Source organism: Streptomyces sp. NPDC002793 (genome assembly GCF_040295485.1).
In the GTDB taxonomy this organism is placed as follows: Bacteria; Actinomycetota; Actinomycetes; order Streptomycetales; family Streptomycetaceae; genus Streptomyces.
On sequence record NZ_JBEOVL010000009.1, the window covers coordinates 164,021 to 189,737 of the forward strand.

The window sequence follows — 25,717 nt, forward strand, 5'->3', positions numbered from 1 at the left end:
TCGTTCCGACCAGCCTAGAGCCATCGGCCGCCGGCCCGTGTCGGGCGTGGCGTGTGAGCAGCTGCGGGGCGAGTGGGTAACCGGAAAATCGCAACAACTTCGCCCTGGACCGTGCCTTTGGCACGTGTCAGACGTTGGTGCCACTGGGGGACAGCCGCGTCGGCCGTAAGGAGGCAGGAGAGATGCGCGTAGGAACATTCGTGCTGGCAGCCCAGTTCCCGGGCCAGGGGCAGGGTGAGGCCCTGCACCGGGCCGTCCGGTCCGCGGAGGTCGCGGAGGAGTCGGGGCTCGACTCCGTCTGGCTCGCCGAACACCACTTCGTGCCGTACGGGGTGTGCCCGTCCGCCACGACCCTGGCCGCCCTGCTGCTCGGCCGCACCCGCAGGATCCGGGTGGGCACGGCGGTGAGCGTACTGCCCAACCAGCACCCCGTCATGCTCGGCGAGCAGGCCGCGCTGCTGCACCTGACCAGTGGAGGGCGTTTCTCCCTCGGGGTGGGGCGTGGTGGTCCGTGGGTCGACCTGGAGGTGTTCGGCGGCGGGCTGGAGGCGTACGAGAAGGGCTTCCCCGAGGCGCTTGAGCTGCTGCTCGACTGGCTGGACGCGCCCCGGGTGGCGGGGCGCGGGAAGCGGTTCGGCTTCCGTGAGGTGGCCGTGGTCCCCCGGACGGACGAGCTGCTCGGCGACGGCCCTCCGGGGCCCGAGGTGATCGTCGCCTGCACATCGCCGAAAAGCGTGAAACTCGCCGCTGAAAAGGGTTTGCCGATGCTCCTCGGGATGCATTGCGGCGACGAGGAGAAGGCCGACATGGCCGCCCTGTGGCGATCGGCCGCCCGGGAGGCCGGTCAGTCCTCGGAGGTCGTGGAGCGGGTAGCACATGTGTCCGCAGGGGTGGCCCAGATCGCCGACAGTCCCGCGGACGCCGTGGAGACGCTCGTGAAGGCGATGCCGGGCTGGCTGCGTCAGGGACTCGACGCCCATGTGACGGTCGACGGCCGGCACCGGATGATGCGCGACCCCGTCGCGTACACGGAGTTCCTCTGCGGTCTGCACCCGGTGGGCCCGCCCCGTCTCGCCGCCGACCGGCTGGCGGCCACGGCGGAGCGCACGGGCATCACCCGCTACGCCCTCATGGTGGAGGGGTCGGGTGATCTCGCGGCGACGGAGACGAATGTGCAGCGGCTGGGCACGGAAGTGCTGCCGTTGCTGGAGTGACACGTTCACGCTCGTGGTGTCCTGGTGGTGCGGGAGCTGCCGCCCCGGAGCCAGTTGCACCTCCCGCGGCCCGAAGCGGCAGCAGAAGCACTCAGCAGTCCCGAAGCCCGGGCGACTGGTTGAGCAACTGGCCCCTCACCGAGGTGAATCGGGCCAGCCGCTCGTCGACCGAACCGTCCAGCGGGAACACCGCGACGCGGTGGCAGTTCTGAAATGCCAGGCGCACTCCGAAGTGGCGCTGCAGCGCGCCGCGTATCGCGTCACTGGCGAGCGCACGCAGCAGCTGGCCGCGTGCCTGCTCGTCCGGCGGGGGCGTCTGGTTGTCGGCGAACTCTCCGCCGTCGACCTTCAGCTGGGCCACCAGGGAGCTGATCATCTCCCATGCGTAAGGCAGGGAGGTCCGGACGCAGTCGACGAAGTCGGCTTCGTCGACCTCGCCTCGCTCGGCCTGTTCCAACAGCGCCGGTGAGACGTCGAGCGACATGGGTTCTCCTCTCGCGACCCCGACAGGTGGGCGGGGCCTTACGGGCAGGGCAGGACGGCGACGCTGTGTACACAGACGGCGACCTCCTGCTTCCACGGTAAGCGCGCAGTCCGGGCCGCACCAGGAGATTGGGAACACAACCGGCCAATAACGAACGGTCGCAAAGAGGGGCAAGCCCGATCGGTGTCCGTTCGGCAGACGTCAAGGGGGCTACCGGACGGAGTCCGGGAATCGCGTGGACCCGTGGTCGTCGAGTAGCGTTGCCGACCATGCGTCTCGTCATCGCCCGTTGCTCCGTCGACTACGCGGGCCGGCTCACTGCCCACCTGCCCTCCGCCCCCCGTCTGATCCTGGTGAAGGCGGACGGCAGCGTCTCGATCCATGCCGACGACAGGGCGTACAAGCCCCTCAACTGGATGTCCCCGCCGTGCACTTTGAAGGAGGGCGCCGACGAGAACGAAGGCGTCTGGACCGTGGTGAACAAAGCGGGCGAGAAACTGATCATCACCATGGAGGAAATCCTTCATGACTCGTCCCATGAGCTGGGTGTCGACCCGGGGCTCATCAAGGACGGTGTGGAGGCGCACCTCCAGGAACTGCTGGCCGACCGCATCGAGACGATCGGCGAGGGTTACACCCTGATCCGCCGCGAGTACCCGACCGCGATCGGCCCGGTCGACATCCTGTGCCGGGACGCGGACGGCGCGACGGTGGCCGTGGAGCTGAAGCGGCGGGGTGACATCGACGGCGTGGAGCAGCTGACCCGCTATCTGGAGCTGCTCAACCGCGATCCGCATCTGGCACCGGTGCGGGGCGTGTTCGCGGCGCAGGAGATCAAGCCGCAGGCCCGGGTGCTGGCGACGGACCGTGGGATCGGGTGTCTGGTCCTCGACTACGACGCGATGCGGGGCATCGAGGACGACAAGCTGCGACTGTTCTGATCCCCGGGAGCTGTTGCCCCCGACCGCCGTACGGGCCCGGTTCCCCGGGACCGTACGGCGGTTCCGCGTTCAGACCACGGCCGGCGAGGCGGGAGCGCTCTCCGTCGCCGAGGCGGTGACGGTCTCGGCCGGGCCGCTCGCCGAGTTGGAGGTCTCGGGCTCCGTGGGAGGCTCCTCCGTCGGGGGCTCCTCCGTGGTGGGCGGGTCCGTCGGGGTCTCGGTGGGGGTCTCCGTCCCGGGCTCGGACTCGGTGGGCGCGGGAGTCGACTTCGTCGGCTCGGGGCTCTCCTCCGTCGGCGGGTCCTCACCGGTGGGGGCGCTGCTCGACGGGGTGCCCGGTCCCGGGGTCGTGCCGGGGCTGGAGCTGCTCGGCGAGGGGGAGCCGCTCGGGGAGGGCGAAGCCGTGCCGGACGGGGCGCCGGTCGTGGAGTCGCCGCCGGCCGTGCCCTCGTCGGTGGCCGGGTCGTCGGTCGGCTCGTCCGCGCCGAGGCCGTTCTCGCTGTCGTCCGCGTTCGCCGACTGTTCCGTCGTGACGGTCTGCCCCTCCGGCTCCTCCTCGCCCGAAGTGGCGCCCAGCGTCACCACCGTGCCGAGCACGGCCGCAAGCAGCGCGCCCGCGCCCACCGCGACGATGTTGCGCCGGGCACCCCGGAGCACCCCCAGGGGACCGCCGGGGCCCCGGGCGGGCGGCGGGCTCTGCCGGGTGAGCAGGGTCGTGGAGGTCTCGGCCGTCTGACGGGGGAAGAGGGGGGTGGACGCCGGGAGGCCGCCGGGGGGCGGGGCCGACTCGTCATGGCGCGGGGCCGGCACCTCCTCGCCCACCGGGGTGCGGAGGACCGGTTCGCCGGAGCGGTCTGCGACGAGGGCGAGGGCCCGGCGGCCGGCCACCGCACCGGCCTTGTCGGCGAGCGCGCCGCGCATGCCGACGGACGCCTCCAGCTCGGCCCTGGCCCGGTCCAGATGACCGGTGCAGAGCGCGAGTACGCCCAACTCGTGGTGGAAGTAGGCCTCTTCCGCCACCTCACCGGCAATCCGTGCGGCCTCCTGTCCGGTCCTGAGGGCCTTCTCCCAGGCACCCCACTGCATCCCCGCCGCGAAGGCGGGAGCGGCGCTGCGGGCCAGCAGGACGGCGACGCTGGCCTGTCCTGGGGCCTCGGCGGGGACGAGCCGGGCCATGGAGGCGAGCAGGGCGTCCGCCTCGGCGACGGCGCGTTCCGGGGTGACGGAGGGGTGCCCGGCCCACCAGGCGTAGTGCTGGGCGGCGCTGCGGGCGTGCGCGTCGGCGCTCTCGCCGTATCCGCTCGCCTCCAGCTGGGTCAGGACCCCGGCGGCCAGGCGGTAGCGGGGCCCGGCCGGGGAGAGCATGCCGGTGAGGGCCAGCTCGCCCAGTGCCGCGTCGGCGTGGGTGTCCCCGACGAGGGCCGGCAGGTGCGCCTGGTGCGGCACCTCGCCGCCGAGCGCGACCGCGAAGCGCAGGGTCTCGCGGGCCGCCTCGGTCAGCCGGGACGCGAGCAGGGCGGCGGGCGCCGCGCCCTCGCCGAGGCTGGGCAGCGGGAGGTCGGCCGGCTCGGGCCGCCCGAAGGGAGACGCGTCGGCGGGGTCGTCGTCACCGTCGGCCGCGCCCTGGCCGGCGTGCAGGTCGTCGCGCTGACGCAGCAGGGCTCCGGCCTGGACGAACCGCAGGGGCAGCCCTTCGGACTCGAACCAGAGGTCGCCCGCCCAGTTCGCCTCCTCGTCGGTGAGCGCGCGCTCCACGACGTGTTCCATGAGCTCGATCGAGGCGCTGCGGCCGAGACCGGTGAGGAAGACCTCTTCGAGGTTCGCCTCGGCCGCGGGTGCGGACACCTCGGGGGTCGCGGCGAAGAGGAACGCGCACTCCGGGGTGGCGTCGAGCAGTTCCTGGAGCGCGGCACCGCCGAGCTCCAGGTCGTCGACGACGACGACGACGCCGACTCCGTGGAGGAGCGCCAGGAGCCCTTCGCGGTCGGGGCGGTGCAGCGGAGCGCCGTAGACGGCCCCGAACAGTGCGTACAGCAGCTCCGTGGCGCTCCGCTTGTATCCGGAGAGCCGTACGACCCCGTCGGGCGCCAGGTCGGCGCAGTCGCCCGCGACGGCGTCCAGGAGGGCCGTGCGGCCGGCCCCGGCCGGTCCGGTGAGGCGCACCGAGCGTCCGCGGGAGAGCAGCCGCACCAGTCGCTCACGCTCTTCCTGACGCTCCAGGAGTGGCATCTGCGGGGCGGGTGGCCCCGGAGGGACGGGCGGCGCGGCGGCGCGCTCGCGCTCTACCCGCTGGGCGGCGGTGTACCGCGTGGGGGCCTCGGGCCGCTCCCCCGGCCGGCAGGGCTCGATCTCGCTGCCGTCGACCGGATTGACGGTGAGCAGGAAGTCACCCGTCGTCAGCTGCACCATGCGCGCCTGCTGCGGTGTCTGGTGCCCGAAGTCGGGCGTCAGCGGGTCGCGGGGCTGTCGCCGTCGCCCGCCGTCATCACCGGAACGGTCATGGCCGTACTCTTCCGGTCCCCGATTGGTCGGGTCCATCGTCAAAGCCCCCCAGACGCGCAGCGCGCGGTTGCCCCCACCGGTCTCGCACGCCCGCGGTCGCTCCCGGTCCGGTGTCCGCCAGTGGGTCCTCGTCGATCGGCAGACGGCCGAACCCTAAACCTTCGCACAGTATCCACGAACCGGCGGGGGGCCGCGCCGCCCCGACACCACATTCTCGTGAGGATTGTGCGTGGATCGTGGACGCCGTCAGACGCGTGGCAGGGAGTCCGCGGCGAGCCCGCCCTCGATGGCCAGGATCCTGTGCAGCCTCGTCGCCACCAGCAGCCGCTGCATCTGCGGCGGCACGCCGCGCAGCACCAGCCGCCGGCCGGCCCGGCCGGCTCTGCGGTGCGCGCCCATGATGACGCCGAGGCCGGTGGCGTCCCACGAGTCCAGCTCGGTCAGGTTCAGCACGAGATCGCCGGCTCCGTCGTCGACGGCCGAGTGCAGAACCGTACGGGCGTCCGCCGCGCTTCGGACGTCGAGGCGGCCCCCGACGACCAGCTCGGCGTGGTCGCCCCTGATGTGCATATGCGCTCCCCGGAAGTACTCCGCAGCTAGGTCTGTCTGTCTGGTTTCTCTCTGCCTCTGCCACAACTGACTGCCGCAGTGACAGGGAAGTTGCCGTCTGTGAGCGAACCGATATCGAATTCACCCCGAGGGGTGAACTCGATATCGGTGGTGTCGCGGGATCCGTGCGCCGTGGGCGTCGGATCCCGGGCCCCCGGGTCTGATTGACGGCGCATCAGACCGCCCGGGGCCCGTTCGTGATCAGTAGGTGTAGAAACCCTGCCCGCTCTTGCGGCCGATGTCACCTGCGTCGACCATCCGGCGCATCAGCTCCGGAGCGGCGAACTTCTCGTCCTGGGACTCGGTGTAGATGTTGCCCGTGGCGTGCAGGAGGATGTCGACGCCGGTCATGTCGGCCGTGGCGAGCGGGCCCATGGCATGGCCGAAGCCCAGCTTGCAGGCGGTGTCGATGTCCTCGGCCGAGGCGACGCCCGACTCGTACAGCTTGGCCGCCTCGACGACGAGCGCCGAGATGAGCCGGGTGGTGACGAAGCCCGCGACATCACGGTTGACGACGATGCAGGTCTTGCCGACGGACTCGGCGAACTCCCTTGCGGTGGCGAGCGTTTCGTCGCTGGTCTTGTATCCGCGCACCAGCTCGCAGAGCCGCATCATCGGGACCGGCGAGAAGAAGTGCACCCCGACGACCCGCTCCGGGTGCTCCGTCACGGCCGCGATCTTGGTGATCGGGATGGCGGAGGTGTTGGAGGCGAGGACGGCGTCCTCCCGGACGACCTGATCGAGCGTACGGAAGATCTCGTGCTTGACCTCCAGCTTCTCGAAGACGGCCTCGACGACGACGTCCGCGTCGGCCACGGCGTCGAGGTCGGTGGTCGTGGTGATCCTGGCGAGCGCGGCCTCGGCGTCGGCGGCCTCCAGCTTGCCCTTGGCCACGAACTTGCCGTAACTGGCCTCGATGCCGCCGCGCCCCCGGGCCAGGGCCTCGTCGGTGACATCACGCAGTACGACGTCCCAGCCCGCCTGGGCGGAGACCTGCGCGATACCGGACCCCATGAGTCCGGCGCCGATGACGGCAAGCTTCCTGGCCACGTTTCGCACCCCAATGCTTCTCGGTTGTTCGCATGCTCTCCGGCGGAGGTTAGTACCCGTGAGGGGCCGTGAGGCCGTGAAGAGATGCGCGTCACGTCTCACATGACGGACATCACACCGGCCGGCGTCACGCGGCGGCGCGCCGTGCGTAGTTGAGCACCTTCCCGCCGAGGAGGCCCTCCATCTCGTCGAGCAGGACGAGCGCGTCACGCGAGACCTCGTTCGCCGCCCGGCCGGCGACCATCTCGCCGCCGATGTACGCCATGAGGGCGCCGTGCACCCACGAGAGCTGCCCGGCCACCAGGACCGGCAGGCGGTCACCGGGGTCCGCGCCGGTCTCCTCCCGCAGGGTTCCCTCCAGGTGGAACTGGGCCTCCTGCCCGATGTGCCAGAGGCGGGCCTTGAGGCTGTCGGCGCCCTCGATGACCCGCATGAAGCTCGCGTACCCGTCCATGAGGCCGACCGTCGGCGAGACGCCCTCCACCTGGATCCGGAGCTCGCGCAGGACGGCGTCGGCGGCCGACTCCCCCTTGTCTCGGCCGCGGACGTAGCGCGAGAGCCGGTCGATGACGCCACTGCTGCGGTCCAGGAAGAGATCCTCCTTGGCCGGGAAGTAGTTGTACACCGTGTTCGCCGAGACATCGGCGGCCTCGGCGATCTCGGCGATCGTGACCGCGTCGAAGCCCCGCTCCACGAAGAGCCAGGTGGCCACGTCCGAGAGGTGCTGCCTCGTCCGACGCTTCTTCCGCTCCCTCAGTCCCTCAGCCATGCACCCATCCTACGGATCGGGTGGTGTCGATGAAATCTTGGTGTCATTGCATTTTTTCAGTCTCTCTGTTTTTGTGGTCTCCATGCCAATCATCAGTACGTCCGGGCTCTCCCGGACCTTCACGACCAAGGCAGGACCGGTCCACGCCGTGCGCTCGGTCGATCTCACCGTGATGCCCGGAGAGATCGTCGGGCTGCTCGGGCCCAACGGCGCGGGCAAGACCACCACGCTGCGCATGCTCACCACACTGCTCGCCCCCACGGGCGGCGCCGCCACCGTCGCCGGCTGCGACCTGGCCGGGGACCCGGCGGGGGTCCGTGGGAAGTGCGGCTACGTCGCCCAGTCCGGCGGGGTCGACCCTCACGTCACCGTGCGGGAGGAGCTGGTCACCCAGGGGAGGCTGTACCGGCTGGGCAAGGCCGACGCCATCGCGCGCACGACGGAACTGGCCGCGCGACTCGGACTCGGCGACCTGCTCGACCGCAGGACGGCCGCGCTCTCCGGCGGCCAGCGCCGGCGCCTCGACATCGCCATGGGCCTCACCCACCGCCCCGCCGTGCTCTTCCTCGACGAGCCGACCACCGGGCTCGATCCGGGCAGCCGGGAGGACCTGTGGGAGCTGGTCCGAGGGCTCCGGGACGACTTCGGCACCACGGTCGTGCTCACCACCCACTACCTCGACGAGGCCGACGCCCTCGCGGACCGGCTGGTCGTCATCGACGGCGGCCTGGTCGTCGCCGAGGGTGCGCCGGCCGCGCTCAGGACCGAGCACGCCGGCTCCCCCGACGCCTCGCTCCACGACACCTTCCTCGCGATCACCGGGCGGTCCCCGGCTGCCGCCGAGACCACCCCCGTCGCCGTATAGGACGTGCCCGATGCTTCTCCACGACACATCGCTGATCTTCGGCCGGTACGTCCGGCAGACCCTGCGCTCCCGGTTCCAGATCTTCTTCGGGATCCTGATGCCGCTGCTCTACCTGCTCTTCTTCGGCCCGCTCCTCACGGCTCTCCCGCTCGGCTCGGCGGGCGACTCCTGGCAGGTCCTGGTGCCCGGTCTGCTCCTTCAACTCGCCCTTTTCGGTGCCTCCTTCACCGGTTTCTCCCTCATCATCGAGCAGTCGACCGGGGTGGTCGAGCGCATGCGCGTGACCCCTGTCAGCCGTCTGGCGCTGTTGCTGGGAAGGGTTCTGCGGGACGCCCTGCTGTTCATGTTCCAAGCGGTGCTGCTGGTGCTCGCCGCGCTGGTCATGGGGCTGCGCGCACCGCTGCCCGGGGTGCTCATCGGCTTCGCCTTCGTGGGCCTGCTGACGGTCTCGCTGGCCTCGCTGTCGTACGCCCTGGCCATGAAGGTGCGTACGCCACAGGAGTTCGGGCCCGTGATCAACTCACTGACCATGCCGGCCATGCTGCTCTCCGGCCTGATGCTGCCGATGACACTCGGGCCCGCGTGGCTGGACGTGCTGTCGCACTTCACGCCCTTCCGCTACCTCGTGGACGCGGTGCGGGACGCCTACATCGGCTCGTACGCCACGGCGCACATGCTGTACGGGGTGCTGGTGGCGCTCGCGTTCGCCCTTCTGGCCGTGACGGTCGGCACACGCGTCTTCCGCAGGGCCGGTGCGTAACTACGCTGACCCCATGGTCAATCTGACGCGCATCTACACCCGTACCGGCGACAAGGGCACCACCGCCCTCGGCGACATGAGCCGGACCGCCAAGACCGATCTGCGGATCTCGGCGTACGCCGACGCCAACGAGGCCAACGCCGTGATCGGCACGGCCGTCGCGCTCGGGAACCTCTCCGAGGACGTCGTGAAGGTCCTCGTCCGTGTGCAGAACGACCTGTTCGACGTGGGTGCGGACCTGTCCACGCCGGTGGTGGAGAACCCGGAGTACCCGCCGTTGCGGGTCGAACAGTCCTACGTCGACAAACTGGAGGCGGACTGCGACACCTTCCTGGAGGAGCTGGAGAAGCTCCGGAGCTTCATCCTTCCGGGCGGCACCCCCGGGGCGGCGCTGCTGCACCAGGCCTGCACGGTCGTCCGGCGGGCGGAGCGGTCCACCTGGGCAGCGCTGGAGGTGCACGGGGACGTGATGAACGCCCTGACCGCGACCTACCTCAACCGCCTCTCCGACCTCCTGTTCATCCTGGCCAGGACGGCGAACAAGGAGGTCGGTGACGTGCTGTGGGTGCCGGGCGGCGAGCGCTGATCAGCGGCCCGCCCCGACCCGGTCCTTGGGCTCCTGCTTGGGGAACACCGTGTAACCCCCGGCGATGACCAGGTTGATCCCGATCACCCAGAGCATCTTCTGCTGCCACATCTGCAGCGAGCCGGTGTCGCCGTCCCCGCCGACGTACCAGACCGCCGCCTGGAGCAGGGCCATGGCGGTCAGCGCGGCCACGATCCAGCGGGCGGCGGTGCGCCACTCGTGGGCGGCCCGCGCCATTCCGTACTTCGGGGGCCTCACCGGCGGCGGACCGCCCGCGAAGCGGTGGGCGACCCTGGCGTCGACCCACTTGACGGTGGCGTGGCCGAGCCCCACGGTGTAGCCGATGTAGACGGCCGCGATGCCGTGCTTCAGGCCCGGCTCGGCGCCGTTCTTCAGGTCGATGGCCGTCGCCACCAGCAGGACGGCCTCCAGCAGCGGCTCGCACAGGAGCACGGCCGCACCCAGCCGGGGCTTCTTCGCGACGTACCGCAGCGCGAGGCCGGCGGCCAGCAGGACCCAGAAGCCGACCTCGCAGAGCACGATCAGTGTGACGATCACGGTCCTTCTCCTTCCGGTCCCTTCCAGGCTCCCTTCCGTCCGGCGCCGGATCGTCGTCGGCAGTGACGAAACGCGACTGCATCCTTCGATGTAGCCGCGGCTCCCCCGGCGTACGGACGTGGAGCCGGCCCGCGCCGTGTTGGATGGGCGTGTGTTCACCTCACTGCGACCGCACCGCCACGACGTACTGATCGCGGTGACCGGGCTGGCGGGCGGGCTGATGCTCTGGGCCGCCGGGCTGCACACCCAGGGCGGGCGGCTCTTCGCCGCCCACTGGGTGGCTCTCGTACCGCTCGCGGTGACGGCCGGCCTGGAGCTGCTGCGCCGGAGCCGGCCGCAGGCGGCGGTCGCCCTCGGGACGCTCGCGCTGATCGCCGACCAGTTCACGACGGGCAGCGTGGCGACCATCCTGATGTACACGGACCTCATGTACGCGGCGGTGGTCTACGGGACCCCGGCCGCCGCCCGGCGGATCCCGGTGGCCACGTTCCTGGTGACCGTCGCCGTCACCATCGGGTTCTTCGCCTGGGTCCGTGACCCTGAGGCCCTGCTGATCGCCGTGGCGACCGGGCTGGTCCTCTTCGCCCCCGCCCTCACCGGCGTCAGTGTCCGCAACCACCGGGAGGCCGCCGACGCGGCCAGGCTGCGCGCCGATCAGACGGCGCTGCTGGCCGAGAGGGACCGGGTCCAGGCGGTGACCGCCGAGCGGTCGCGGATGGCCCGCGAACTGCACGACATGGTCGCCAACCACCTCTCCGCGATCGCCATCCACTCCACCGCCGCGCTCTCCATCGACGATCCGGACACCTCCCGTGACGCCCTCGGGGTGATCCGGCGGAACAGTGTCGACGGCCTCGCCGAGATGCGCCGTCTGATCGGGCTGCTGCGGGAGAACGGCGTGGCCGGCCCGCCGAGCGCCGCGCCGACCCTCGCCTCCCTGGACGCCCTCGTCGAACAGGCCGGGGCGAGCTCCGCGTCCAGCGGGCTCACGGTCACCCTGGACGACGGCCGGGGGGAGACCGGGCCCCTGCCGGCGCCGGTGGAGCTGGCGGCGTACCGCATCGTCCAGGAGTCGCTGACGAACGCGCTCAAGCACGCGGCGCCAGGCCCGGTGACGGTTCGGCTCCGCGGGTCGCGCAAGCTGCTGACGGTGGAGGTGGGCAGCGTCCTCGGCGAGCGGCCGGGGCCGCGCGCGCCCGGCTCGGGGGCCGGTCTGATCGGGATGCGGGAACGGGTCGCCCTGCTGGGCGGGACCATCGAGGCGGGCCCGGAACCCCGGGGCGACGGAGTACGGGTCTGGCTGGTGCGGGCCGAACTGCCCGTCGAGGAAGGAACGGAGAGGTCATGACGATCCGGGTACTGGTCGCCGAGGACCAGTCGGCGGTGCGCGCGGGGCTGGTGCTGATCCTGGGCAGCGCGCCCGACATCGAGGTGGTGGGCGAGGCGGCCGATGGCGAGGCGGCCGTGCGCCTGGCCCGTGAACTCCGCCCGGATCTGGTGCTGATGGACGTGCAGATGCCCCGGCTCGACGGGGTGTCCGCGACACGGCAGGTCGTGGCGGAGCGGCTGGCGGACGTGCTGGTGCTGACGACCTTCGACCTGGACGAGTACGTCTTCGGCGCGCTGCGCGCGGGTGCGTCGGGTTTCCTGCTGAAGAACACCGACGCCAAGGACCTGCTCGAAGCGGTCCGCACGGTGGCACGCGGTGAGGGCATGATCGCCCCGGCCGTGACGCGGCGGCTGATCGCGGAGTTCGCCGGTTCCTCCTCGGCGCGCAGGACGGCCACGCCCGCCCCGGAGGCCCTCGACACGCTCACCCGCCGGGAGCGGGAGGTGCTGGCCTGTCTCGGTGAGGGGCTGTCGAACGCCGAGATCGCGGGACGTCTGTCGATGGCGGAGGCCACGGTGAAGACGCACGTCAGCAGGCTCCTCGGAAAGCTGGAGCTGCGCAGCCGGGTGCAAGCGGCGGTACTCGCTCAGGAGTTGGGCCTCTGAGACCGTTCCCGGAACTTTGGTCTGGACCTCTTGACGATTGGTCCAGACCTTCCTAATCTCACCGAACACACTGCGGTGAGTACGCGATGACACAGCGGGCTCAGGGCGACGCAGGCTTCGCAGGTTACGGATCATCCCCGTTTGCCGGACCTCACCCGAGGAGCACCGTTGAGCACTGACAACCCCGTACGCCTCTCCCGGCTCAGATGGAGACGCGCGGCCGGCACATCCACCAGGACCAGGACGGTCGCGGGCCTCACCGCGCTGTTGCTGCCCCTTGCCGCGATGGTCGGCCTGGCCTCCCCCGCCGCGGCGGCCACCTCCGCGACAGCCACCTACGTCAAGAAGTCCGACTGGGGCAGCGGCTTCGAGGGCCAGTGGACGGTCAAGAACACCGGCACGACCGCCCTCTCCTCCTGGGCCATCGAGTGGGACTTCCCCTCAGGCACCGCGGTCGGCTCCGCCTGGGACGCCACCGTCACCGGCTCCGGAACCCACTGGACCGCCAAGAACCTCGGCTGGAACGGTACGGTCGCCCCGGGCGCCAGCATCAGTTTCGGCTTCAACGGCACCGGCTCCGGCTCCCCCACCGGCTGCAAGCTGAACGGCGCCTCCTGCGACGGCGGCAGCGTCCCAGGCGACAACGCCCCGTCCAAGCCCGGCACCCCGACCGCGAGCAACGTGACGGACACCTCGGCGAAGCTCACCTGGAGCGCCGCGACCGACGACAAGGGCATCAAGAACTACGACGTCCTGCGCGACGGCGCCAAGGTCGCCACCGTCACCACGACGACGTACACGGACACCGGCCTCACCAAGGGCACCGACTACTCGTACACCGTGCGGGCCCGTGACACCGCCGACCAGACCGGCCCGGTCAGCACCTCGGTCGCCGTCCGCACCACCGGCACCACCGACCCCGGCGGCCCCGGCACCGGTGAGAAGGTCAACCTCGGCTACTTCACCGAATGGGGCGTCTACGGGCGCAACTACCACGTCAAGAACCTCGTGACCTCGGGCTCCGCCGAGAAGATCACCCACATCAACTACGCGTTCGGCAACGTCCAGGGCGGCAAGTGCACCATCGGTGACGCCTACGCCGACTACGACAAGGCCTACACCGCCGACCAGTCGGTCGACGGCGTCGCCGACACCTGGGACCAGCCGCTGCGCGGCAACTTCAACCAGCTGCGCAAGCTCAAGGCCGCGTACCCGCACATCAAGATCCTCTGGTCCTTCGGTGGCTGGACCTGGTCAGGCGGCTTCGGCGCCGCGGCCCAGAACCCGGCCGCGTTCGCCCAGTCCTGCCACGACCTGGTGGAGGACCCCCGCTGGGCCGATGTCTTCGACGGCATCGACATCGACTGGGAGTACCCCAACGCCTGCGGTCTCACCTGTGACACCAGCGGGCCCGGCGCGCTGAAGAACCTCTCCTCGGCGCTGCGCACCGAATTCGGCTCGGACTACCTGGTCACCGCGGCCATCACCGCGGACGGCACGGAGGGCGGCAAGATCGACGCCGCCGACTACGCCGGCGCCGCGCAGTCCTTCGACTGGTACAACGTGATGACGTACGACTTCTTCGGCGCCTGGGAGGCCAAGGGTCCGACGGCCCCGCACTCCCCGCTGACCTCCTACAGCGGCGTTCCCCAGGAGGGCTTCAACAGCGCGGCCGCCATCGCCAAGCTGAAGGCCAAGGGCGTACCCGCCTCGAAGCTGCTGCTGGGCATCGGCTTCTACGGCCGCGGCTGGACGGGCGTCACCCAGGCGGCTCCCGGCGGCACGGCGACCGGGGCGGCCCCGGGCACGTACGAAGCGGGCATCGAGGACTACAAGGTCCTGAAGAACAGCTGCCCGGCCACCGGCACGATCGCCGGCACCGCCTACGCCCACTGCGGCACCAACTGGTGGAGCTACGACACCCCGGCGACGATCACGTCCAAGATGGCCTGGGCCAACAGCCAGGGCCTGGGCGGGGCGTTCTTCTGGGAGTTCAGCGGTGACACCGCGAACGGCGAGCTCGTGAGCGCGATGGACAGCGGCCTCAACTAACCCCGCGAGGCAGCCGCACCCCGAAGAAGCGCCGGGGAGACAGGTCCGCCCCCTGTCTCCCCGGTTTTCGGCCGTGCGGACCGCGGTCGGACGGCCGCGGTCAGACGAACGCCGGCATGATCTCGTCGTGGATGAGGCGCAGCTGCGTGTCCACGTCCGCGACGCCCTCGATGTCCCGGCCGGTGAAGGTCCGCACCAGGCTGCGGTCGGTGATCGCGCAGATCACGTGATTGACGCCGGCCGGTGCGATCTCCCGCCGGATCTTCTCCGCGCACTCCTCCGGCGTGCCCGAGACGGACAGCCGGTCCGCGAGCTCCGGGCTCGTCAGCTCGATCCCGCGCGCCAGGTCTCCACCGGCGATCGCCTCGATGACGGGCCGCAGCTCCGCCGGGTCGACCCCGTTGCGGCGCAGCTGCTCCTCCGGCATCGAGGAGGCGTAGATGCCGACCATGCTGCGGGCCGCCTCCTTGGCCCGGGCGGAGTCGGGCCCGGTGGCGAAGACCACCCAGGCGCCGATGTCCAGGGTCCGCCAGTCCTTCCCGGCCCGCTCGGCGCCCGCCCGGATGTGGTGGACCGCGTAGTCGTAGGCCTCGCGGGTGTAGCTCAGCGCGTGGTGGCATCCGTCGGACAGCTCGCCGGCCGCTTCGAAGGACCTGGGGCCGCGCATGGCCCCCAGCATCACGGGGAGCCGTTCCTGGACCGGGCGGGCGAATGTGAACAGCCCGTCGTAGCGGAAGAACTCGCCGTCGTAGGTGATCGTCCCTTCGTCCAGGAGGGTGCGGACCACATGGAGCCCCTCCTTGACCCGGGACAGCGGCCGGGTGCGGGTCCAGTCCATCCGGTACTGGGCCAGCAGGCCGAAGTTCCCGCTGGACAGAACCCCTTCGGCACGCCCTCCGGACAGCTCGTCGAGGGTGGCCAGCGACTGGGCGATCAGGCTCGGCTCCCGGAGGGTGACCGCCGACACGCTGGGGCCGAGACGGATGCGGCTCGTCCCGCCGGCCGCCGCGGCGAACAGCTGCCACAGGTCCTTGTGCCAGGTCTCGTCGGCCGCGTAGCAGGCGTGGAAACCGAGCTCGTCGGCGAGCCGGATCGAGGCGAGGGATTCCTGGACGGGGTAGTCGGGAAGCATGGCGTAGCTGAACTTCACAGGACCGCCTGGGGCCGGGTGGAGCCGGGGTGCGGAGGGGCCGAGGCGCCCGGGTCACCGCCTGTTTCCGGGCCGGTCGCGAGAATGCCGGAAAACCGCCGGGCCGTCCAGACCGCCCGCCGGGCCTGCTCCGAACGAGGAGCCCTTAAGCCACGTTCACCCTCTGGCCGGGCGGAGCCGCCTCCAGCCAGGCAAGGAAACCGGTCAGGGCGTCCTCGCTCATCGCCAGCTCCAGGCGTGTCCCCCGGTGGAGACAGCCGAGCACGACGGAATCGGACAGGAGCGCCAGCTCCTCCTCGCCCTCGGGCAGCCGGCGCGCGACCACCTCGATGGCGGAGCGCTCCAGGCCGCGGCGCGGGCGCGGCGAGTAGGAGAAGACCCGGAACCAGTCGACGCGGTCGCCGCTGTAGCGGGCGACCCCGTACACCCAGCCCTTGCCGGACGGATCGGGTTCCTCGGACACGTCCCAGCGCAGACTGCAGTCGAAGGTTCCTCCGGAGCGCTGGATCAGCCGCCTGCGGAGGCCGAAGACGAACAGTCCCACCGCGACCAGTACGACGACCAGGCCGCCCACCCACAACGCGAGGACCATCTCCACCGACCTCCTCGCATCGTCGAGTAACGGATACCGCACCGAGCCATACCGGACCGCACCTGCATCGCCTCAGCCGCGACACGGTCTGGATCTCTCCAGCACGGGCCGCGGCTGAGTCAAGAACTCCTCGTGGGGACGCTCAGTGCGCCGCCACCGCACGCAGTCGTACGTCGGCGCGCCGCTCGGCGGCGGCGTCCGTGTCCGACTTCGCACGCTCCAGCGCGCGCTCGGCGCGCTGGACATCGATCTCGACCGCGAGTTCGGCGATCTCCGCCAGCAGCGAGAGCTTGTTGTCCGCGAAAGAGATGAATCCGCCGTGCACAGCGGCGACGACGGTGCCGCCGTCACTCGTACGGATCGTCACGGGGCCCGATTCCAGCACACCCAGGAGCGGCTGGTGACCGGGCATGACGCCGATGTCACCGGACGTGGTACGTGCGACGACGAGGGTGGCCTCGCCGGACCAGACACTACGGTCCGCGGCGACCAGCTCGACATGCAGCTCAGCAGCCAAGGGTGGCTCCTCGGGTCACCACCCGGCGGTCGTGCCGGGTGTCGTTTCGATTCTACGGGGCGTGGTGAGGGGGGCGGGACACACCCACCCCCCTCGGTGAGCCGGAGGCTCAGGAGACGCCGAGCTCCTTGGCGTTCGCCTTGAGGTCCTCGATGCCACCGCACATGAAGAACGCCTGCTCGGGGAAGTGGTCGTACTCCCCGTCGCAGATCGCGTTGAACGCGGCGATCGACTCGTCGAGCGGAACGTCCGAACCGTCCAGGCCGGTGAACTGCTTGGCGGCGTGGGTGTTCTGCGACAGGAAGCGCTCGACGCGACGGGCACGGTGGACGACGAGCTTGTCCTCCTCGCCCAGCTCGTCGATACCGAGGATCGCGATGATGTCCTGGAGGTCCTTGTACTTCTGCAGGATCCCCTTGACACGGCTGGCCGCGTCGTAGTGCTCCTGCGCGATGTAGCGCGGGTCCAGGATGCGGGACGTGGAGTCCAGCGGGTCCACGGCCGGGTAGATGCCCTTCTCGGAGATCGGACGGGAGAGAACCGTCGTCGCGTCGAGGTGGGCGAACGTGGTGGCCGGGGCCGGGTCGGTCAGGTCGTCCGCGGGGACGTAGATCGCCTGCATCGAGGTGATCGAGTGACCACGCGTCGAGGTGATGCGCTCCTGGAGCACACCCATCTCGTCGGCCAGGGTCGGCTGGTAACCCACTGCGGACGGCATGCGGCCGAGCAGCGTGGAGACCTCGGAACCGGCCTGCGTGAAGCGGAAGATGTTGTCGATGAAGAGCAGCACGTCCTGCTTCTGCACATCGCGGAAGTACTCCGCCATGGTCAGGGCGGACAGCGCGACCCGCAGACGGGTGCCCGGCGGCTCGTCCATCTGGCCGAAGACCAGTGCGGTCTTCTCCAGGACGCCCGAGTCGGTCATCTCGTCGATGAGGTCGTTGCCCTCACGGGTGCGCTCGCCGACACCGGCGAACACCGACACACCGTCGTGCAGCTTCGCCACACGCATGATCATTTCCTGGATGAGGACCGTCTTGCCGACGCCCGCACCACCGAACAGACCGATCTTGCCGCCCTTGACGTACGGGGTCAGCAGGTCGACGACCTTCAGGCCGGTCTCGAACATCTCGGTCTTGGACTCGAGCTGGTCGAAGGCCGGGGCCTTGCGGTGGATCGGCCAGCGCTCGGTGATCTGCGCCTCGGCCTCCGGCTCGTTCAGGATCTGACCGAGGGTGTTGAACACCTTGCCCTTGGTGATGTCACCGACCGGGACGGTGATGCCCGAACCCGTGTCGGTCACCGGGGCCTGGCGGACCAGGCCGTCGGTGGGCTGCATCGAGATCGCGCGGACCACGCCGTCACCCAGGTGCTGGGCGACCTCGAGGGTCAGCGTCTTACGAGCGCCGGCCTCGGCCGGGTCGTCGACCTCGACGTGCAGGGCGTTGTAGATCTCCGGCATCGCGTCGACGGGGAACTCCACGTCGACGACCGGGCCGATGACCCGGGCGACGCGGCCCGTGGCAGCGGCCGTCTCAACTGTCGTCGTCATTACTTGTCACTCCCCGCGGACGCGTCGGCCAGCGCACCTGCACCGCCGACGATCTCGCTGATTTCCTGGGTGATTTCGGCCTGGCGGGCCGCATTGGCAAGCCTGGAGAGGCTCTTGATCAGATCCCCGGCGTTGTCGGTCGCCGACTTCATCGCACGGCGGCGGGCGGCGTGCTCGGAAGCGGCGGCCTGCAGCAGTGCGTTGTAGATACGGCTCTCGACGTAGCGCGGCAGAAGGGCGTCGAGGACGTCCTCGGCCGACGGCTCGAAGTCGAACAGCGGACGGACCACGCTCTTCTGGGTACCCTCGGCGGAATCGGCCTCGGCCACCTCGTCGAGCGACAGCGGCAGCATCCGGCCGTCGACCGCGTTCTGCGTCATCATCGACACGAATTCCGTGAAGACGATGTGCAGCTCGTCCACCCCGCCCTCGGCCGTGTCCTTCTGGATGGACTCGATCAGGGGCGCGGCGATCTTCTTGGCGTCCGAGTACTCCGGGCTGTCGGTGAAGCCGGTCCACGACTCCGAGACCTTGCGCTCACGGAAGCCGTAGTACGCGACACCCTTGCGGCCGACGATGTACGTGTCGACCTCCTTGCCCTCGGCCGACAGCCGCTCCCGCAGCCGCTCCGCCGCCTTGATGGCGTTGGAGGAGTAGCCGCCGGCCAGACCGCGGTCGCTCGTGAGGAGCAGGACCGCCGCCCGGGTCGGGGACTCGACCTCGGTGGTGAGCGAGTGCTTGGTGTTGGAGCCGGTGGCGACCGCGGTCACCGCACGGGTGAGCTCGGTCGCGTACGGCATCGACGCCGCCACCTTGCGCTGCGCCTTGACGATGCGCGAGGCGGCGATCATCTCCATCGCCTTGGTGATCTTCTTGGTCGCGGTGACGGCTTGGATGCGGCGCTTGTAAACGCGAAGCTGAGCGCCCATCGATCAGCCCTCGCCCAGGAGCTTGCCGTCCGAGGTCTCGAACTGCTGCTTGAACGAGGCGATCGCGTCGGCGATCGACTGCAGCGTGTCGTCGGACATCTTGCCGCCCTCGGCGATGCTGGTCAGGAGGTCCTTGCGCTCGCGGCGCAGGTACTCCAGCAGCTCACCCTCGAAGCGGCGGATGTCCTCGACCGGGACGTCGTCCATCTTGCCCGTGGTGCCGGCCCAGACGGAGACGACCTGCTCCTCCATCGGGAACGGGGCGTACTGCGGCTGCTTCAGCAGCTCGACCATGCGCTTACCGCGCTCCAGCGACGCCTTGGAGGCCGCGTCCAGGTCGGAACCGAAGGCGGCGAACGCCTCCAGCTCGCGGTACTGGGCGAGGTCCACGCGCAGTCGGCCGGAGACCTGCTTCATGGCCTTGTGCTGGGCGGAGCCACCGACTCGGGAGACCGAGATACCGACGTTGAGCGCCGGACGCTGACCCGCGTTGAACAGGTCGGACTCCAGGAAGCACTGGCCGTCGGTGATGGAGATGACGTTGGTCGGGATGAACGCCGACACGTCGTTCGCCTTGGTCTCGACGATGGGCAGACCCGTCATCGAACCGGCACCCAGGTCGTCGGAGAGCTTGGCGCAGCGCTCCAGCAGACGCGAGTGCAGGTAGAAGACGTCGCCCGGGTAGGCCTCACGGCCCGGCGGACGGCGCAGCAGAAGCGACACGGCGCGGTAGGCGTCGGCCTGCTTCGAGAGGTCGTCGAAGATGATGAGGACGTGCTTGCCGTCGTACATCCAGTGCTGGCCGATGGCCGAACCGGTGTACGGCGCTAGGTACTTGAAGCCGGCCGGGTCGGACGCCGGGGCGGCGACGATGGTCGTGTACTCGAGCGCGCCGGCCTCTTCGAGGGCACCGCGCACGGAGGCGATGGTGGAGCCCTTCTGACCGATGGCGACGTAGATGCAGCGCACCTGCTTGTTCACGTCGCCCGAGCGCCAGTTGTCGCGCTGGTTGATGATCGTGTCGACGGCCAGAGCGGTCTTACCCGTCTGACGGTCACCGATGATCAGCTGACGCTGGCCACGGCCGATCGGCACCATGGCGTCGACGGCCTTGTAGCCGGTCTGCATCGGCTCGTGCACCGACTTACGGACCATGACGCCAGGCGCCTGCAGCTCGAGGGCGCGACGGCTTTCGGTCGCGATCTCGCCGAGACCGTCGATCGGGTTGCCGAGCGGGTCGACGACGCGGCCGAGGTAACCCTCGCCCACACCGACGGAGAGCACCTCACCGGTGCGCTGCACCGGCTGGCCCTCCTCGATTCCGCTGAACTCGCCGAGGACGATCGCACCGATCTCCCGCTCCTCGAGGTTGAGGGCGAGACCGAGGGTGCCGTCCTCGAACTTCAGCAGCTCGTTCGCCATGGCCGAGGGAAGACCCTCGACCTTCGCGATGCCGTCACCGGCAACGCTGACCGTACCGACCTCCTCGCGCGAGGCCGCGTCCGGCTGGTACGACTGGACGAAGTTATCCAGTGCGTCCCGGATCTCCTCCGGCCGGATCGTGAGCTCCGCCATCTGGGTTCCCTGCTCTCCTTGTTGGGCCCGAAGTTTCTCAGTGGGGTCTGGGGGCGACCCCCAGGAATCTTCTGCAATTTCTGCACGGCCCAACCGGGCCGCTGTTCTTGCTCGTTCAGTTGGTGCGGTGGCGCTGCGCGCTGTCAGCCGGCCATCCTGCGGGTGACCTCTTCGAGGCGCTCCGCGATCGTGCCGTTGATGACCTCGTCACCGACGCGCACCGAGATCCCGCCGAGGACCTCGGGGTCCACGTCCAGGTTCAGGTGCATCTCACGGCCGTAGATCTTCGCCAGGGCGGCGCCGAGGCGCTGCTTCTGCCGATCGGACAGCGGTACCGCCGAGGTGACGACGGCGACCGTACGGTTGCGGCGCTCGGCGGCGAGCGTGGAGAGGGACTCGAGTCCCGCTTCCAGGCTACGTCCACGCGGCTGCGTCACGAGGCGCGTGATCACACGCTCGGTGACGGGCTGCGCCTTGCCGCCGAGCAGGCTGCGCAGCAGCTCGCCCTTGGCGGTGGCCGGAGCCGACTTGTCGGTCAGAGCCGCCCGCAGGGCCACGTCGGACCCGACGATCCGGCCGAAGCGGAACAGTTCGTCCTCGACGTCGTCGAGGACGCCCGCGCGCTCGGCCGCGGTGAGGTCTGCGGTGTTCGCCAGCTCCTCGACCGAGTCGACCAGGTCACGCGACTGCGACCAGCGGGAGCGGACCATGCCGGAGACCAGGTCCACGGCTTCGCCGCCCACCTGACCGCTCAGCAGTCGTCCGGCCAGCTCGGCCTTGGCCTCGCCGCCCTGCGACGGGTCGGTGAGGACCCGGCGCAACGACACCTCGCGGTGGAGCAGCGCGGTGACGGCTGCCAGCTCCTCGGCGAGCTTCGCCGCGTCGACCGACGTGGAGTCGGTCAGCGCGTCGAGACGCTCGCGTGCGGAGGCCAGCGCCTCGCGGCTCGCTCCGTTCATCGGACGGCCTCGGCCTTCGCCTCGAGCTCGTCGAGGAAGCGGTCGACGGTGCCGCTCTGCCGGGCGTGGTCCTCGAGGGACTCGCCGACGAGCTTGCCGGCCAGGGCGGTGGCGAGGGAGCCGACGTCCTGACGCAGCGCGGACGCCGCGGCCTTGCGGTCGGCCTCGATCTGGGCGTGGCCGGCGGCGATGATCTCCTCGCGCTGACGCTGCCCTTCGGCGCGCATCTCCGCGATGATCACGGAGCCCTGCTCGGTGGCCTCCTGACGGAGACGCGCCGCTTCGTGCCGGGCTTCGGCGAGCTGAGCCTTGTACTGCTCGAGCACGCTCTGGGCCTCGACCTGTGCCGCGTCGGCCTTCTCGATACCGCCTTCGATGGCCTCTCGGCGCTCTTCCAGAACCTTGTTCATGTTCGGGAGGAGCTTCTTCGAGAAGACGAAGAAGACGATGGCGAAACAGATCAGGCCGATGACGACCTCGGGCAGGACCGGGAGCAGAGGATTCTGCGGTTCCTCGGCAGCCAGGTACATCATGGTGGACCTTCCGTCGAATCGGGCTACTGCCGGTACATCAGGTGAGGATGAACGGGACGACGAAGCCGATCAGGGCCAGGGCCTCGACGACGGCGAAGCCGAGCAGCATGTTCTGGCGGATGAGGCCGGCCGCCTCGGGCTGGCGGGCGATGGCCTGCACACCGTTACCGAAGATGATGCCGACGCCGATACCGGGGCCGATCGCCGCGAGGCCGTAGCCGATGGTGCCGATGTTGCCTTCGACGGCCGCAAGGGTCTCAAGAGCAGACATGTCCTTGGTTCCTTCTCTAAATGGGCCGGTGGGCTGTGTCCACCGGACGTCTTGGGATGGAGCGGTAAGTGGCTTCGGGCTCTCAGTGCGCTTCTTCGAGCGCCTGGGAGAGGTACGTGGCGGTCAGCACCGTGAAGACGTACGCCTGGAGCGCCTGGATGAACAGCTCGAAGACCGTGAGGATCAGGGTCAGGGCGAACGAGGCGCCCGCGTAGACCGTGCCGAGCACGGTGCCGAGCATGTACCAGGTCGCGATCGTGAAGATCAGGATCAGGACGTGTCCGGCGAACATGTTGGCGAAGAGTCGCACCGCCAGCGTGAAGGGCCGCACGAAGATGTTCGAGACGAACTCGATCGGCGTCAGGATGACGTAGATCGGCTTCGGCAGGCCGCTCGGCACGCAGAGGTTACGGATGCCTCCGACGAACCCGTTCGTCTTGAAGGTGACCGTCATGTAGACGACCCAGACGACGAGCGCCAGGCCCGCAGGGTAGGCGATGGACGAGCTCACCGGGAACTGGCCCAGCGGGATGATCGCCCACAGGTTCAGCATCCAGACGAAGAAGAACAAGGAGACCAGGAAGGGGACGAACGGCTCCCCCTTCTTACCGATCACCTCGCGGGCGATCCCGCGGCGCACGAAGTCGTAGAGGGTCTCCGCCACCATCTGGAGCTTGCCCGGGACCAGCTTCGGCTTGGAGAAGGCGGCCCAGAAGAAACCGATGATGACGATGGTGCCGATCGCCGCGAGCAGCATGGGCTTGTTGATCTCGACCGAACCGACCGTGGCGATGGGTTCGAAGATGAACGACCACACGCTGGGAGCCGGGAAGCCGCACCCCTTGAAGAGGTGGCAATCGGTCTCGAAGGCGAGCAACTGGTCAGCACTCACCGCGAGCTCCTTCGATATGACGCATAGGTACGGCTTCCTCGATGTGTCGGCGTGGTACGAGGCCACAAGGCGGCACTGGACTGGATACGCGGGAAGTCTGGGCGGCCGGCTGTGAGCCGGGGCCGCCTGCGGAAGGGTGGTGAACACGCGGCGCTGTCCCGCACAGCACCCGCTGCCTCACTCGACGCACCCTTGGGGTCGGACGATAGCAGCCCTCGAATCGGGGATTTATGCCACCCCTACGTCGAGAGGACGTACACCGCGAAGTCACGGGCGACTCTCCGGTCCGGTCGACGACTTGTCGGATTCAGGCACCACATAAGGGGTCTTGGCCCGGACGTTCGACCAGGCCTGGCCGGCGATCCAGACGAGCACGCAGCCGAGCGCCGTCAGTCCGAACACCCTGCCGTCCATGAACGTCGCATCGCGGAAGATCACCAGCAGGATCACGAGCAGCAGGATCTGTGTCGTGTACAGCAGAAGGCCCGCGCCGAGGAACAGCTCGGGCCAGCGCTTCCCCACGACTCCGATCCCGTACAGACCGCCCGCGAAGAAGGCGAGCACCACGACGGTGCCGATGGCGGCACCGACGGCGCCGGACACACCGGCCGTCAACGCTCCCACCACAACACCGATCAAGCCGGCGCATGCGGTGGGAATCGCGGCGCCTCGGAGGATTCGGGCGTCGTTCGACGGCATGGATGCTTCTCCAGCAGGGGGGACGAGACGGAAGTTCGTTCAAAGGTGAGCGTATCCGGAGGTGCCGTATGCACTGGTGCAGGCGATCACAGTGCGGACTGCCGACTCGCTGCCGACTCTCCGCCAGGCTCTCGTGAACGCTATCACAAACTATTTGATGAGGTCTTTACCCGAAAGGGTGCTCACTGTCACACGTAAGGGCTAACTGATCGCATGTCGATGTCTTTTCTGCGGGTTTCATGCAGTAGGCGACGAGACGCCCGAAGACGTCTCGCGCTCAGCGGCGCGAGCCCGCCTTGCGCCGGTCCGGATGCCCGCCGATCGCCGTGGCGCCGTTGAGTCCCGGGACACCCGCGGCGACCGGGGCCCTGGAGCCCTCGTCGGCGCCGGGCCCCACCTCCCCGCCCACAGGCCCCCGTTGGGACTCTCCCGGGGCCTCGGAGGCCGTTGAGACGCTCTCGACGGTCCTGCGCCGGTAGCGCGGCGGCACGATCCTCTGGGCCCACCTCGGGGCCCTCGGGGTGAAGCGCGGCAGGAGCAGCAGGACCAGGCCCACGGCGCTCAGTCCCACGATCACCAGCACGATCCACAGCGACGCGGAGTGCACGGAGTAGCCGACGGCGCCGAACGCGATCAGCGCGGACCAGAAGTACATGATCAGCACCGACCTGCTGTGCGAATGGCCGATCTCCAGCAGCCTGTGGTGCAGGTGTCCCCGGTCGGCCGCGAAGGGCGACTGGCCGTTCCAGGTGCGCCGCACGATCGCGAGGATCAGGTCGGCGGCCGGGATCGCGATGATCGTCAGGGGCAGCAGCAGCGGGATGAAGACCGGCAGCATCGCGTGGGTCGCCTGCCGCTCACTGCCCTCGAAGAGCTTCATCGCGTCCGGGTCCACCTGGCCGGTGACCGAGATCGCGCCCGCCGCCAGCACCAGGCCGATGAGCATCGACCCCGAGTCGCCCATGAAGATCCGGGCCGGGTGCATGTTGTGCGGCAGGAAGCCGAGGCACATGCCCATGAGGATCGCCGCGAAGAGCGTGGCGGGGGCCGCCGCCTCGATCCCGTACCCGTACCAGAGGCGGTAGGTGTACAGGAAGAACGCCGCGGACGCGATGCAGACCATGCCGGCCGCGAGACCGTCCAGGCCGTCCACGAAGTTGACCGCGTTGATGGTGATGACGACCAGCGCGACCGTCAGCAGCGTCCCCTGCCACTGGGTGAGCGCGACGGTCCCCAGACCGGGGATGGGCAGCCACAGGATCGTCAGACCCTGGATGACCATGACGGCGGCGGCGATCATCTGCCCGCCGAGCTTGATCAGCGCGTCGATCTCGAACTTGTCGTCCAGGACACCGATCAGCCAGATCAGGGCGGCACCGGACAGCAGGGCCCTGGGCTCGTTGGAGAGTTCGAAGACACCGTTCAGGTTGAACAGGTGGTCCGCGACGATCAGCCCCGCGCACAGTCCGCCGAACATGGCGATGCCACCGAGCCGAGGTGTCGGTTCCCGGTGTACGTCACGCGCACGGATCGCGGGCATCGCCCCGACCGCGATGGCGAACTTCCGCACCGGTCCGGTCAGCAGATAGGTAACCGCTGCCGTGACACAGAGCGTCAGCAGGTAATCACGCACGGGCTGCCCCACAGATTTCGCCGGCCATCT

26 protein-coding genes are annotated in these 25,717 nt (G+C 69.7%); 8 read left to right on the forward strand and 18 right to left on the reverse strand.

Going from position 1 to position 25,717, the window contains the following annotated elements; translation table 11 throughout:
- Positions 1 to 182 precede the first annotated feature (182 nt).
- Entirely contained in the window at positions 183 to 1,214 is a 1,032-nt protein-coding gene (locus ABT001_RS11500) for an LLM class flavin-dependent oxidoreductase (RefSeq protein WP_351275497.1), read from the forward strand.
- 91 nt (positions 1,215 to 1,305) lie between these two features.
- Here ABT001_RS11500 and ABT001_RS11505 read toward each other — a convergent pair whose 3' ends face one another.
- Complete coding sequence (locus ABT001_RS11505; RefSeq protein WP_351275499.1) at positions 1,306 to 1,698, reverse strand: SCO5389 family protein; 393 nt, start codon at positions 1,696 to 1,698, stop codon at positions 1,306 to 1,308.
- Between the two features lie 269 nt (positions 1,699 to 1,967).
- Between ABT001_RS11505 and nucS the strand changes: the two genes are divergently transcribed.
- Positions 1,968 to 2,639 carry an endonuclease NucS gene (nucS, locus tag ABT001_RS11510; RefSeq protein ID WP_014154036.1) on the forward strand — a complete coding sequence of 224 codons (672 nt, stop codon included), beginning with the start codon at positions 1,968 to 1,970 and terminating at the stop codon, positions 2,637 to 2,639.
- A 69-nt stretch (positions 2,640 to 2,708) separates the two neighbouring features.
- Here the strand turns inward: nucS and ABT001_RS11515 are convergent, their stop codons facing one another.
- From ABT001_RS11515 to ABT001_RS11530, 4 genes are all read right to left on the reverse strand, one after another.
- A complete protein-coding gene (locus tag ABT001_RS11515; protein ID WP_351275501.1) occupies positions 2,709 to 5,177 on the reverse strand; it encodes an ATP-binding protein in 2,469 nt (822 codons plus the stop codon).
- Positions 5,178 to 5,387: 210 nt separating this feature from the next.
- Positions 5,388 to 5,711, reverse strand: coding sequence for an STAS domain-containing protein (locus ABT001_RS11520; protein WP_014154038.1), 324 nt, complete (start codon positions 5,709 to 5,711; stop codon positions 5,388 to 5,390).
- A gap of 240 nt (positions 5,712 to 5,951) precedes the next feature.
- Entirely contained in the window at positions 5,952 to 6,800 is an 849-nt protein-coding gene (locus ABT001_RS11525; RefSeq protein WP_351275503.1) for a 3-hydroxyacyl-CoA dehydrogenase family protein, read from the reverse strand.
- Positions 6,801 to 6,927: 127 nt separating this feature from the next.
- A complete protein-coding gene (locus ABT001_RS11530; protein ID WP_351275505.1) occupies positions 6,928 to 7,569 on the reverse strand; it encodes a TetR/AcrR family transcriptional regulator in 642 nt (213 codons plus the stop codon).
- A gap of 82 nt (positions 7,570 to 7,651) precedes the next feature.
- Here ABT001_RS11530 and ABT001_RS11535 point away from each other — a divergent pair, with 82 nt between their 5' ends.
- Genes ABT001_RS11535 through ABT001_RS11545 form a run of 3 tightly spaced genes read left to right on the forward strand, consistent with a single transcriptional unit; the run spans position 7,652 to position 9,780 of the window.
- The gene (locus ABT001_RS11535) at positions 7,652 to 8,434 is read left to right on the forward strand and encodes an ABC transporter ATP-binding protein (protein ID WP_351275507.1); all 783 of its coding nucleotides are present in this window, start codon (positions 7,652 to 7,654) and stop codon (positions 8,432 to 8,434) included.
- 10 nt (positions 8,435 to 8,444) lie between these two features.
- On the forward strand, positions 8,445 to 9,194 hold the full coding sequence (locus ABT001_RS11540; protein WP_351275509.1) for an ABC transporter permease: 750 nt from the start codon (positions 8,445 to 8,447) through the stop codon (positions 9,192 to 9,194).
- Positions 9,195 to 9,207: 13 nt separating this feature from the next.
- Positions 9,208 to 9,780, forward strand: a complete 573-nt coding sequence (locus ABT001_RS11545; RefSeq protein WP_351275511.1) for a cob(I)yrinic acid a,c-diamide adenosyltransferase — start codon at positions 9,208 to 9,210, stop codon at positions 9,778 to 9,780.
- Here ABT001_RS11545 and ABT001_RS11550 read toward each other — a convergent pair whose 3' ends face one another.
- A complete protein-coding gene (locus ABT001_RS11550; RefSeq protein WP_351275513.1) occupies positions 9,781 to 10,338 on the reverse strand; it encodes a hypothetical protein in 558 nt (185 codons plus the stop codon).
- A 151-nt stretch (positions 10,339 to 10,489) separates the two neighbouring features.
- On the opposite strand from ABT001_RS11550, the gene ABT001_RS11555 reads away from it, so the two are divergent.
- The 3 genes from ABT001_RS11555 to ABT001_RS11565 all read left to right on the forward strand — a co-directional run bounded on the left by ABT001_RS11555 (position 10,490) and on the right by ABT001_RS11565 (position 14,385).
- A complete protein-coding gene (locus tag ABT001_RS11555) occupies positions 10,490 to 11,686 on the forward strand; it encodes a sensor histidine kinase (protein ID WP_351275515.1) in 1,197 nt (398 codons plus the stop codon).
- Entirely contained in the window at positions 11,683 to 12,333 is a 651-nt protein-coding gene (locus ABT001_RS11560; protein ID WP_351275517.1) for a response regulator, read from the forward strand. The genes ABT001_RS11555 and ABT001_RS11560 overlap by 4 nt, the downstream gene beginning before the upstream one ends.
- A gap of 168 nt (positions 12,334 to 12,501) precedes the next feature.
- A complete protein-coding gene (locus ABT001_RS11565; protein ID WP_351275519.1) occupies positions 12,502 to 14,385 on the forward strand; it encodes a glycosyl hydrolase family 18 protein in 1,884 nt (627 codons plus the stop codon).
- 100 nt (positions 14,386 to 14,485) lie between these two features.
- On the opposite strand, the gene ABT001_RS11570 is transcribed toward ABT001_RS11565, so the two are convergent.
- The 12 genes from ABT001_RS11570 to ABT001_RS11625 form a co-directional block, all read right to left on the reverse strand.
- Positions 14,486 to 15,535 carry an LLM class flavin-dependent oxidoreductase gene (locus ABT001_RS11570; protein WP_351275521.1) on the reverse strand — a complete coding sequence of 350 codons (1,050 nt, stop codon included), beginning with the start codon at positions 15,533 to 15,535 and terminating at the stop codon, positions 14,486 to 14,488.
- A 145-nt stretch (positions 15,536 to 15,680) separates the two neighbouring features.
- Complete coding sequence (locus tag ABT001_RS11575; protein ID WP_014154045.1) at positions 15,681 to 16,127, reverse strand: DUF2550 domain-containing protein; 447 nt, start codon at positions 16,125 to 16,127, stop codon at positions 15,681 to 15,683.
- Between the two features lie 142 nt (positions 16,128 to 16,269).
- On the reverse strand, positions 16,270 to 16,644 hold the full coding sequence (locus ABT001_RS11580) for a F0F1 ATP synthase subunit epsilon (protein ID WP_351275523.1): 375 nt from the start codon (positions 16,642 to 16,644) through the stop codon (positions 16,270 to 16,272).
- Between the two features lie 109 nt (positions 16,645 to 16,753).
- On the reverse strand, positions 16,754 to 18,196 hold the full coding sequence (atpD, locus tag ABT001_RS11585; RefSeq protein WP_351275525.1) for a F0F1 ATP synthase subunit beta: 1,443 nt from the start codon (positions 18,194 to 18,196) through the stop codon (positions 16,754 to 16,756).
- Complete coding sequence (locus ABT001_RS11590) at positions 18,196 to 19,125, reverse strand: F0F1 ATP synthase subunit gamma (RefSeq protein ID WP_351275527.1); 930 nt, start codon at positions 19,123 to 19,125, stop codon at positions 18,196 to 18,198. The genes atpD and ABT001_RS11590 overlap by 1 nt, the downstream gene beginning before the upstream one ends.
- Before the next feature lie 3 nt (positions 19,126 to 19,128).
- Positions 19,129 to 20,700 carry a F0F1 ATP synthase subunit alpha gene (gene atpA / locus ABT001_RS11595; protein WP_351275529.1) on the reverse strand — a complete coding sequence of 524 codons (1,572 nt, stop codon included), beginning with the start codon at positions 20,698 to 20,700 and terminating at the stop codon, positions 19,129 to 19,131.
- A 143-nt stretch (positions 20,701 to 20,843) separates the two neighbouring features.
- Positions 20,844 to 21,659: a F0F1 ATP synthase subunit delta gene (locus ABT001_RS11600; protein WP_351275531.1), complete on the reverse strand. Its 816-nt coding sequence runs from the start codon at positions 21,657 to 21,659 to the stop codon at positions 20,844 to 20,846.
- The gene (locus tag ABT001_RS11605) at positions 21,656 to 22,192 is read right to left on the reverse strand and encodes a F0F1 ATP synthase subunit B (protein WP_351275533.1); all 537 of its coding nucleotides are present in this window, start codon (positions 22,190 to 22,192) and stop codon (positions 21,656 to 21,658) included. Before ABT001_RS11605 ends, ABT001_RS11600 begins: the two co-directional genes overlap by 4 nt.
- A gap of 37 nt (positions 22,193 to 22,229) precedes the next feature.
- Positions 22,230 to 22,463 (reverse strand): ATP synthase F0 subunit C, encoded by a 234-nt coding sequence (atpE, locus tag ABT001_RS11610; RefSeq protein ID WP_351275535.1) that lies wholly within the window; start codon positions 22,461 to 22,463, stop codon positions 22,230 to 22,232.
- 82 nt (positions 22,464 to 22,545) lie between these two features.
- Entirely contained in the window at positions 22,546 to 23,373 is an 828-nt protein-coding gene (gene atpB / locus ABT001_RS11615; protein WP_351275625.1) for a F0F1 ATP synthase subunit A, read from the reverse strand.
- A gap of 249 nt (positions 23,374 to 23,622) precedes the next feature.
- Complete coding sequence (locus ABT001_RS11620; RefSeq protein WP_351275537.1) at positions 23,623 to 24,054, reverse strand: Cg1360 family ATP-synthase-associated protein; 432 nt, start codon at positions 24,052 to 24,054, stop codon at positions 23,623 to 23,625.
- A gap of 277 nt (positions 24,055 to 24,331) precedes the next feature.
- Positions 24,332 to 25,699, reverse strand: coding sequence for an MraY family glycosyltransferase (locus ABT001_RS11625; protein WP_351275539.1), 1,368 nt, complete (start codon positions 25,697 to 25,699; stop codon positions 24,332 to 24,334).
- Positions 25,700 to 25,717 lie beyond the last annotated feature (18 nt).

Bases quoted from the DNA above. Each gene is read 5' to 3' on its own strand.
- ABT001_RS11520 (WP_014154038.1), bottom strand. From the start codon at position 5,711: ATGCACATCAGGGGCGACCACGCCGAGCTGGTCGTCGGGGGCCGCCTC.
- ABT001_RS11530 (WP_351275505.1), bottom strand. From the start codon at position 7,569: ATGGCTGAGGGACTGAGGGAGCGGAAGAAGCGTCGGACGAGGCAGCAC.
- atpA (WP_351275529.1), bottom strand. From the start codon at position 20,700: ATGGCGGAGCTCACGATCCGGCCGGAGGAGATCCGGGACGCACTGGAT.
- ABT001_RS11545 (WP_351275511.1), top strand. From the start codon at position 9,208: ATGGTCAATCTGACGCGCATCTACACCCGTACCGGCGACAAGGGCACC.
- ABT001_RS11575 (WP_014154045.1), bottom strand. From the start codon at position 16,127: ATGGTCCTCGCGTTGTGGGTGGGCGGCCTGGTCGTCGTACTGGTCGCG.
- atpD (WP_351275525.1), bottom strand. From the start codon at position 18,196: ATGACGACGACAGTTGAGACGGCCGCTGCCACGGGCCGCGTCGCCCGG.
- ABT001_RS11620 (WP_351275537.1), bottom strand. From the start codon at position 24,054: ATGCCGTCGAACGACGCCCGAATCCTCCGAGGCGCCGCGATTCCCACC.
- atpE (WP_351275535.1), bottom strand. From the start codon at position 22,463: ATGTCTGCTCTTGAGACCCTTGCGGCCGTCGAAGGCAACATCGGCACC.
- ABT001_RS11600 (WP_351275531.1), bottom strand. From the start codon at position 21,659: ATGAACGGAGCGAGCCGCGAGGCGCTGGCCTCCGCACGCGAGCGTCTC.
- ABT001_RS11505 (WP_351275499.1), bottom strand. From the start codon at position 1,698: ATGTCGCTCGACGTCTCACCGGCGCTGTTGGAACAGGCCGAGCGAGGC.
- ABT001_RS11605 (WP_351275533.1), bottom strand. From the start codon at position 22,192: ATGATGTACCTGGCTGCCGAGGAACCGCAGAATCCTCTGCTCCCGGTC.
- ABT001_RS11515 (WP_351275501.1), bottom strand. From the start codon at position 5,177: ATGGACCCGACCAATCGGGGACCGGAAGAGTACGGCCATGACCGTTCC.
- ABT001_RS11535 (WP_351275507.1), top strand. From the start codon at position 7,652: ATGCCAATCATCAGTACGTCCGGGCTCTCCCGGACCTTCACGACCAAG.
- ABT001_RS11540 (WP_351275509.1), top strand. From the start codon at position 8,445: ATGCTTCTCCACGACACATCGCTGATCTTCGGCCGGTACGTCCGGCAG.
- ABT001_RS11560 (WP_351275517.1), top strand. From the start codon at position 11,683: ATGACGATCCGGGTACTGGTCGCCGAGGACCAGTCGGCGGTGCGCGCG.
- ABT001_RS11500 (WP_351275497.1), top strand. From the start codon at position 183: ATGCGCGTAGGAACATTCGTGCTGGCAGCCCAGTTCCCGGGCCAGGGG.
- nucS (WP_014154036.1), top strand. From the start codon at position 1,968: ATGCGTCTCGTCATCGCCCGTTGCTCCGTCGACTACGCGGGCCGGCTC.
- ABT001_RS11590 (WP_351275527.1), bottom strand. From the start codon at position 19,125: ATGGGCGCTCAGCTTCGCGTTTACAAGCGCCGCATCCAAGCCGTCACC.